This window comes from Acinetobacter sp. R933-2 (assembly GCF_030325485.1).
GTDB lineage: Bacteria > Pseudomonadota > Gammaproteobacteria > Pseudomonadales > Moraxellaceae > Acinetobacter > Acinetobacter sichuanensis.
On sequence record NZ_JACAIJ010000065.1, the window covers coordinates 1 to 679 of the forward strand.

At 36.7% G+C, this 679-nt stretch carries 1 protein-coding gene and 1 pseudogene; both read left to right on the forward strand.

Annotation, left to right across the window (positions count from 1 at the left end):
• A pseudogene (locus HX005_RS19600) lies at nucleotides 1-311 on the forward strand (hypothetical protein); the annotation flags it as partial.
• 81 nt (nucleotides 312-392) lie between these two features.
• The coding region (locus HX005_RS19605; RefSeq protein WP_286378576.1) for a hypothetical protein at nucleotides 393-679 on the forward strand (287 nt) is incomplete at its 3' end.

Genomic DNA, 679 nt, shown 5'->3' on the forward strand with positions numbered 1-679 from the left:
GCAACTCAAACGGAAGCTGGACAAAATTTGCAGATGGTACAATGATCTGTAGAATTCGAAAAAGTGTAACTTTACCTATTTCAATAGCTGCAGGTGGTGGTTTTAAATCAGAAGATATAATTTGGGTATATCCTATGGCCTTTATTGCACAGCCTCAAATTTCAACTACTAGCTGCGATTCATCTAGTTTTTCAATAAGAGTAACGGCTGCTGGGGCTTCATCAACATCAATACACAGCACATCATTAACTTCTATTGCTAGTGCTTCTATTTCATTTGATATTGTAGCTACAGGCAGATGGTTTAGTTAGCTCATATCACACAAACAACCACACCTAGCCTTGATCTTTAATACCAAGATCGGGGCTTTTATTATTTAACTTGAGGTGTGTATGCAAGAAAATACAATTCCATGGATCATTAAAGTTGTACCAGCAGTTGTAGGGGCATTATTAGCGTTAGTGTTGAGTGGAGATATTGATAAGGATGGGAAAATTAAGGTCTCATTTAGTCTGATTGGTAAGTTTGTTGCTAGTTTAACATTCAGCTTATATGGTGGATCTGCATTTCTTGAACATTTCGGCTTACTTGAAAATTCAACAATGTACCAAGGTTTTATCATGTTTATCTTTGCTGTTTTTGGTTTGCTTGCAATTGGCATCGTGTATCAGTCAATTGC